Source organism: Jiangella ureilytica (assembly GCF_004348545.1).
In the GTDB taxonomy this organism is placed as follows: Bacteria; Actinomycetota; Actinomycetes; order Jiangellales; family Jiangellaceae; genus Jiangella; species Jiangella ureilytica.
The window spans coordinates 1-7,261 of record NZ_SMKL01000128.1 but is presented as its reverse complement, the minus strand read 5'-3'; the positions used below and the strand labels follow the sequence as shown (position 1 = coordinate 7,261).

9 protein-coding genes are annotated in these 7,261 nt (G+C 75.1%); 3 read left to right on the top strand and 6 right to left on the bottom strand.

Annotated elements, in window-relative coordinates; genetic code table 11:
- The 3 genes from E1212_RS28635 to E1212_RS28625 form a co-directional block, all read left to right on the top strand.
- Positions 1-1,521: Zn-binding domain-containing protein (locus E1212_RS28635; protein WP_131988884.1), on the top strand; the 1,521-nt coding region annotated here is incomplete at its 5' end.
- Between the two features lie 80 nt (positions 1,522-1,601).
- Positions 1,602-2,027 carry a hypothetical protein gene (locus E1212_RS28630; protein WP_131988882.1) on the top strand — a complete coding sequence of 142 codons (426 nt, stop codon included), beginning with the start codon at positions 1,602-1,604 and terminating at the stop codon, positions 2,025-2,027.
- Positions 2,028-2,406: 379 nt separating this feature from the next.
- Positions 2,407-3,276, top strand: coding sequence for an EamA family transporter (locus E1212_RS28625; protein ID WP_131988880.1), 870 nt, complete (start codon positions 2,407-2,409; stop codon positions 3,274-3,276).
- Between the two features lie 217 nt (positions 3,277-3,493).
- Here E1212_RS28625 and E1212_RS28620 read toward each other — a convergent pair whose 3' ends face one another.
- The 6 genes from E1212_RS28620 to E1212_RS28595 all read right to left on the bottom strand — a co-directional run bounded on the left by E1212_RS28620 (position 3,494) and on the right by E1212_RS28595 (position 6,980).
- Positions 3,494-3,859 (bottom strand): Rv3654c family TadE-like protein, encoded by a 366-nt coding sequence (locus E1212_RS28620; protein WP_162605672.1) that lies wholly within the window; start codon positions 3,857-3,859, stop codon positions 3,494-3,496.
- Entirely contained in the window at positions 3,856-4,215 is a 360-nt protein-coding gene (locus E1212_RS28615) for a TadE family type IV pilus minor pilin (RefSeq protein WP_203417368.1), read from the bottom strand. Before E1212_RS28615 ends, E1212_RS28620 begins: the two co-directional genes overlap by 4 nt.
- 59 nt (positions 4,216-4,274) lie before the next feature.
- Positions 4,275-4,463, bottom strand: a complete 189-nt coding sequence (locus E1212_RS28610; protein WP_131988876.1) for a DUF4244 domain-containing protein — start codon at positions 4,461-4,463, stop codon at positions 4,275-4,277.
- Between the two features lie 162 nt (positions 4,464-4,625).
- On the bottom strand, positions 4,626-5,054 hold the full coding sequence (locus tag E1212_RS28605; RefSeq protein WP_131988874.1) for a TIGR03668 family PPOX class F420-dependent oxidoreductase: 429 nt from the start codon (positions 5,052-5,054) through the stop codon (positions 4,626-4,628).
- Between the two features lie 116 nt (positions 5,055-5,170).
- Positions 5,171-6,100: a type II secretion system F family protein gene (locus E1212_RS28600; RefSeq protein ID WP_131988872.1), complete on the bottom strand. Its 930-nt coding sequence runs from the start codon at positions 6,098-6,100 to the stop codon at positions 5,171-5,173.
- A 67-nt stretch (positions 6,101-6,167) separates the two neighbouring features.
- Positions 6,168-6,980 carry a type II secretion system F family protein gene (locus tag E1212_RS28595; RefSeq protein ID WP_131988870.1) on the bottom strand — a complete coding sequence of 271 codons (813 nt, stop codon included), beginning with the start codon at positions 6,978-6,980 and terminating at the stop codon, positions 6,168-6,170.
- Positions 6,981-7,261: the final 281 nt, after the last annotated feature.

The window sequence follows — 7,261 nt, the reverse complement described above, 5'->3', positions numbered from 1 at the left end:
CCCGGGGACGGGGGCGGGCTCGACGGCGGCACCGCGCGGCGGCGCGGCGTGCTGGCCGAGACCGCCGACCTGCTCACCGACCTGGTCGTGGCGGACGCCCGCACGGTGGCGTTCGTGCGGTCGCGGCGCGCGGCGGAGACGGTGGCAGGGATGACGCGGTCGGCGTTGTCCGAGGTCGACGGCTCGCTGCCCGGACGAGTCGCGGCGTACCGGGCCGGGTACCTCGCATACGAGCGACGGTCGCTGGAAGCCGCCCTCAACGACGGCTCGCTGGTCGGGCTCGCGGCGACGACGGCTCTGGAGCTCGGGGTCGACGTGTCCGGGCTGGACGCCGTCCTCATCGCCGGCTGGCCGGGCACCCGGGCGTCGCTCTGGCAGCAGGCGGGCCGGGCCGGGCGGGCCGGGCAGGACAGCCTGGCCGTGCTGGTGGCCAGCGACAATCCCCTCGACTCGTATCTCGTCCAGCACCCGGAGGCGATCTTCCGGCAGCCGGTCGAGGCAACCGTGCTGGATCCGGACAACCCGTACGTGCTGGCACCGCACCTGTGCGCCGCCGCGGCCGAGCGGCCACTCACCGAGGCGGACGCGGCGGTCTTCGGCCCGTCGACGGAGGACGTGCTGGCCACGCTGGAGCACCGCCGGCTGCTGCGGCGGCGGGTCAAGGCCGAGACCACGTGGCACTGGACCAAGCGGGAACGCCCGACGGACCTCGCTGACCTGCGCGGCTCCGGCGGTGTCGTCAGCCTGGTCGAGGTGGGCACCGGGCGCGTCCTCGGCACCGTCGACGGCGTGCGCGCGCACTCGACCGCGCACGAGGGCGCCGTGTACGTGCACCAGGGCGACACGTTCCTCATCGAGAGCCTGGACCTCGACGAGGGCGTGGCCATGGCACTGCCCGGCGCGCCCGAGTACTTCACGACGGCACGCGAGGTCAGCACGCTGCGGGTGCTGGAGGAGACGGAGTCGGTGAAGTGGGGGGAGGCCAGGCTGGCGTTCGGCACCGTCGAGGTCGTGAGCCAGGTGGTCGGGTACCTCAAGCGGGCGCTGCGCTCCGGCGAGGTGCTCGGCGACGTGCCGCTCGACCTGCCTGAACGCCGGCTGCGGACCCGGTCGGTCTGGTGGACGCTGCCCGACGAGGCCGTTGCCGCAGCCGGCGTCGCCGTGGCGGACGCTCCCGGCGCGGCGCACGCCGCCGAGCACGCGTCGATCGGGATCCTGCCGCTGGTGGCCAGCTGCGACCGATGGGACATCGGCGGGCTGTCGACGGTGCTGCATCCGGACACCGGCCTGCTCACCGTCTTCGTGCACGACGGTCATCCGGGCGGCGCGGGGTTCGCCGAGCGGGGCTTCCATGCGGCGCGGTCGTGGCTGACGGCGACCCGCGAGACGATCGCCTCCTGCCCCTGCCGCGACGGCTGCCCGTCGTGTGTCCAGTCGCCGAAGTGCGGCAACGGCAACGAGCCGCTCGACAAGGCCGGCGCGGTCCGATTGCTCGACGCGTTGCTGGCCGACGCGGTCTGAGTCGGACCGGAATCTGCCCCGGCGGGCCGGGTGATCGCTACGGTGGGACCCGGGGGCTCGGTGAAAGGGTGGTGGTCGTCGTGGTCGCTGTCGCACTGATCGTTCTCCTGCTCGCGTTGCTGCTGACCATCGGCATGGTCACCGGCGCCGGCGAATCGATTCCCGTCGACCTGCTCGGCTCCGAGGTCACCACGTCGGGGTCCGGTCTGTACTTCGCCGGCCTGCTGACCGGCCTCGCCACTCTCGCCTCCCTCTGGTTGTTGCGGGTCGGGCTGCGCAAGGACTGGCGGCAGCGCAAGCGCATCCGTGACCTCGAGCGACGCGCGGAACGGGCCGACGAGCCGCACGGTGCTCCCGAGGGCGACCGCTCCCCGGCCGACGGCGACCGTTCTCCGGCCGGCCGCGGCGACGACGAGCGCCCTGGGGAGGACCGGCGCAACGGCGACCGGCAGGAACCCGCACCGGCCGAGCCCGGCACCCCGGCGTCCCACCGCGACCACACCTGACACCCGCCCGACGACGACCGGCAGGACGGCGATCGGCAGGAGCCCGCGACGGCCGAGCCCGGCACCCCCGGCGTCCCACCGCGACCACACCTGACACCCGCGCGACCGGCAGGACGGCGATCGGCAGGAGCCCGCGACGGCCGAGCCCGGCACCCCAGCGTGTGACCGCGACCGCGCCTCACGCCCGCCCGACGACGCGCCGACCCGTCCGCCCGCCGCCCACCGGCCGGCCCGGCCAGTCAGCGGTCGACCCGCCGGGTCAGCGCTTCACCGGACCGGCGGCGTCGCTGCCCGGTTACCGGATCGTCACCCGATCACCGCGGCCGGGCGGCAGTCGGCTCGTCCGTACATGCAGGCAGCGACCACCTAGGCTGACGGCGTGACGTCTCTGCTCGGGAGGATCCCCGCTCCCGGGCTCGTGCTCGGCGGGATCTTCTCGCTGCAGATCGGCGCCGGGATCGCGAAGGGCCTGTTCGACACACTGCCGCCGACGGCGCTCGTGTTCCTGCGCCTGGCGTTCTCGGCCGTCGCTCTGATGGCCCTCACCCAGCGTGCGGTTCGGGCCGCGTTGCGCAACGCCTCGCGGGGGGACCTGGCACTCGCGGTCACGTTCGGGCTCTCGCTCGCCGCGATGAACATCGCGATCTACGAGTCCTTCTCGCGTATCCCGCTCGGCATCGCCGTCACCATCGAGTTCCTCGGCCCGCTGGGGGTGGCGGTCGCGCTGTCGCGGCGCCGGCTCGATCTGCTGTGGGTGGTGCTGGCCGGCACCGGTGTGGTGCTGCTGACGCGCGGCGGGTCGGGCGGCATCGATCCGGTGGGCGTGGCGTTCGCCCTGGTCGCCGCGGCGGGCTGGGCGACATACATCCTGCTGGGCAAGCAACTCGGCCAGCGGTTCGCTGGATCGTCGGGCCTGACGGTGGCCAGCGTCGTAGGTGCGATCGCGGTGGCCCCGATCGGGCTGACCACGGGCGGCGCGGACATGTGGCAGGCCGACCTGCTGGTTCTGGCACTGGGTATCGCGTTGTTGTCATCGGTGATTCCGTACTCCTTCGAACTCGAAGCGTTGCGTCGCATGCCGGCGACGGTGTTCGGGATCCTCATGAGCCTCGAGCCGGCGGCGGCCGCGCTGGTCGGGCTCGTCGTGCTGAACGAGGTGCTGCACGTCCAGGAGTGGGTCGCGGTCGGCCTGGTCGTGACCGCCTGCCTCGGCGCGACCCGGCGTGCGCCGGGCCGGACCGAGATCTGACCGATCCGCCGGCGGCCAGCTGGATGCCATCCCGTGCCCACCCGTGCCAACCGGCGACGGTGATCGGTGCGAGCCCGCTGCCACCACCGTGCGGCGACGCTGCTGCCTGGACGACAGCGACGCCGTACGTCACGGGCCACCTGGCTGCCCCCGCAGCGGGCGGCGTAGCCCGATCGCCCGCGCAGAGGGCTCCCCGGCCTCGCCGGACGATCCATCCTCAGCCGGCGCGGGGCGGTCCGGCCCGGGCGCGACGCTCCTGTGCCGGCAGCCACGGCAGGGCCGAGGCCGTCTCGACCCGCACCTGGACCTCCACCTCGACGCCGTCAACGATGCAGTCGCGCAGGTCGGCACCGTTCGCCCGGGCGATGCGGCCGGCATCGGCGCAGGGATCGGCCGCACCCGACGCCAGTCGGTGCGCCACCGCCAGTGCGGCGAGGTCCGCCGCCGCGGCGGCCCGGTGGCGAGCCGTCTGACCCGCCGCCAGGACCGCCACGGCCTGCACCGCGACCATGACCACCAGCGCGATCGCCAGGATCAGCACCGTTCCGGCGCCGCGCTCGCCACGGCGTCGGGCCGTCGTCATCCGGCCTCGGCCAGCGCGACCGAGCGAGCCGACACCGTCGGCGCCGGAAGGGTGTCGCCCCATGGCCCGGGCATCGCCATGCGGACGCTGACCTGCACCTCGAGCGTGCCGTCGACCTCTGCCACGTCGACGGTGGCGCCGTTCGGCGCCGCCTCGGCAGCGACCTGCCGGACCACTGCCGGCTCCTCGCCGCGTGCCGCCGCCCGAGCCGCCTCGCGTGCGGCGTCGGTGCACCGGAGCTGCCCGGCGGCGATGGTGACCGCCCAGACCGCCATGAGGAGCACGATCACCAGCGCGGGGAACGCGGCCGCGATCTCGGCCGTGACCATGCCGCGCTGACCACCGAGGGCCGACACCGGACCTCGGTGTCGGCTGCCGACGCCAGGATCGCCCCGCGCCGCGGGCACCGAGCAACTCATCCGCCGATCACCCCGAACGCCTTCTCGATGACGGTGCCGAGGAGGTTCTGAACAGACTCGCTGGTGAGGAGCTTGTAGAGGATGCCGCCGAACCCGCACGCGGCGACCGTGCCGACCGCATACTCGGCAGTGGTCATGCCGCGCTCGCTGCGCAGACGACCGAGCCGGCCGATGACCTTGGACATGGGTGGACCTCCCTGGATTCCGGCGACCGGCCGGCGCGGAGCCCGCGATCTGCGGGGCTGCGACCAGGTTCTTCGGTCGGGCGGCCGGATCCCAGGGCCGAATCCGGATTTGGGGACAACCGGCGGAACTCGTTCCGCCTGTGGATGACGGCGAGCCGTCCGTCAGGAGAAGGACCAGCCGGACCAGGCGGCGACGTCAATGAGGATGACGGGTCCGCGGGGCGGGTCGATGCGGTACTGCTCGTATCGGAGGCAGAGCGCGACCAGGGCGCCGTCGCGGCCCTCGCCGTCGTCGAGCACCACGGCGCGGCCGTCGGCGCGGACCCACCAGAGCTGGGTCCAGTCCTCGTCGTAGTGGTCACACATGATCGCGACCTGCGGGTTCTCGGCGATGTTGGCCAGCCGCCGCAACGCGAGGGTGGTCTTCGGCTTCTGATCGACAGCGATGGCGATGCGGTCAGCGCCGGCCGCCGACACCAGGGCGAAGGCGGCGGGAACCAGGTGCGGCAGACCGCCGCTGCCGATGGTGGCGAGGTGCGCGACCCGGGCAGCGGCCATCCGCTCCCGGCACGTCTCCTGCGTCAGCCGCACGCCACATCACCGCCCGGTGGAAGGCTACCGACGCCGTGCCGGTCGCCGCCGCTCGCCTATCGTCCTCGCCCCACACGTGCCGCAGCAGCGTTTCCGGGCCCACGAACGACCGCCGATCACGGGACGAGGATGCCCGACGTCGCGACGACGGGGACGACTCCGACCAGGACGAACGCCGGCAGGAAGCACAGTCCCAACGGTGCGGCGGCTCTGGCGCCCAGCGAGCGTGCCCGCGCCTCGCCGGCCCATCGCGCCGCGTCGCGGGCGTCGGCGGACACCCGGGCCAGCACCGGCGAGGGCGACGTGCCTCGGGTCGTCGCCGCGGTCAGGGCCCGGGCGAGCGGCCGGACGGCGGCATCGGCGGCCAGGTCCGACCAGGCCCGGCCGGGTTCCACACCGACGCTCGCGGCCGCGGCGGCATCGACGAGGGCCCGGCCCAGCGGCCCACCGATGGCGGAGCCGACGGTCTCGGCGGCGACGGCCGGTGGACAGCCCGCGGCGAGCGCGGCGGCCATGAGATCGGCGGCGAGCGGCAGCATCGCGACCACGCGTTCGCGGTCGCGACGGCGCGCCGCCGGCTCGAGGCGGCCGAGCCCGTACCAGGCGGCGATGCCGACCCCGGCGCCGGTGACCGCGCCCAGGACGCCTTCGAGCAGCCAGAAAGCGCCCGCGGAGGCCACCGCCGCGGCCAGCGCCCGGCCGCGGCTCGATGCGCCGGCCCCGCCGGCAGAGCGACCGGCCCGCCACAGACCCGCCGCCGCACCCACACCAGAGCCGCCGACCCCACGAGTCGCCGGCACGCCGGCCCCGTCGGCAGAGCGACCGGCCCGCCACGGACCCGCCGCCGCACCCACGCCAGCGGCACCGCCGACCGCACGAGCCCCCGACGGGCCCGTGCCGCCGGGGGAGGCTTCGCGATCGGCGCGCACGCCCGTCGTCGAGCCGGGGTGGCCGCCGATGATCGACCGGAGCCGGACCACGCCGGGCGGCGGGCCCAGCAGCACGACAGCGGCAAGCGCCGCACACACGACGGCCAGGATCGTCACGGCCGGCTCACCCTCACCCTCGCCCCGGACCGGACCCGGACCCCGGCTGGGCGAGGCGCCGTCGCACTCACGGCTCCCACACCGATCGGGTCGCGCGAGATACCCGGCCGACCCAGAACAGGCCGGCCGCGACGAGCAGCGCGGCGAGCAGCAGGCAGACGATTCCCACGGCCGTGCCCGTGAGAAAGCCGACCGCGTCGCCGTCACCGGCGGAGAAGAGCAGCAGAGTCGCCACCGGGAGTAAGGCCATCAGTCGTGACGTCGCGCGGACCGACGCCAGCTGCGCCTGCGCCTCACGCCGCACCGTCGCCTCGGCGCGGACGGAGTCGGCCGTGGCGATGAGAACGGCGGACAGGCCGGCACCGGTGCGCTCGGACACCTCCCATGCCGCGGCGACCGCACGCAAGGCGCCAGCGCCCGGAATCGCACTGGTGTCGCGCAGCGCGGCCGCGGGGTCGCCCCCGAGCGCGGCTCGTCCGGCCGCCGGGCCGAACAGCTCGGGCCACTCGGTGGCGACCGCGGCCAGCGCTCGCGCGGCCGGGACGCCGGAGGCGAGCTCGCCGGCGAGGGCCACGCAACCCTCGGCCACGTCGCTCTCGCGATGCAGCAGGGCCCGGGCCGCCCGTCGGTGGCCGAGCCACCAGCGGACGATCGGCACGGAGGCCATCCCGGCCACCGCGCCGACCGGCCCGGCCAGCAGGAATCCCGTGATCGTCGCCGCAACACCACCCACGCCGGTCGCCACCGCCGGAGCGGGCCGCCGCAGTCCCGTCCACGACGCGTGCTCGGGCCGCCCCAGCCGCCTGGCCAGCAACGACGGGCGGCCGACCCAGACCGCCGCCGCGAGCCCCGCGAGCACGATCGCGAGCACCCGGGTCATGCAGCACACCTCAGCTCGCCGGCCTGATGACGGCCGGACCACCGTCGGCGCGGACCCGCCGCCGTACGGCGGCCACGGACCGGAGGCAGCAGACGCCCTCCGGCACCACCACCGCGACTACAGCGCCAGCACCGCCACACGCCCATCGCAGCACGGCGGGTCACGGGACACACCCACGTCGCGCAAGGAGGTCGGCCAGGACCTCGAAGCCCGGCCCGCGCGAGACGCGGCCTCGCCCGTCCACCAGGAACGCCGCGCTCGTCACCAGTCCGCCGCCACCC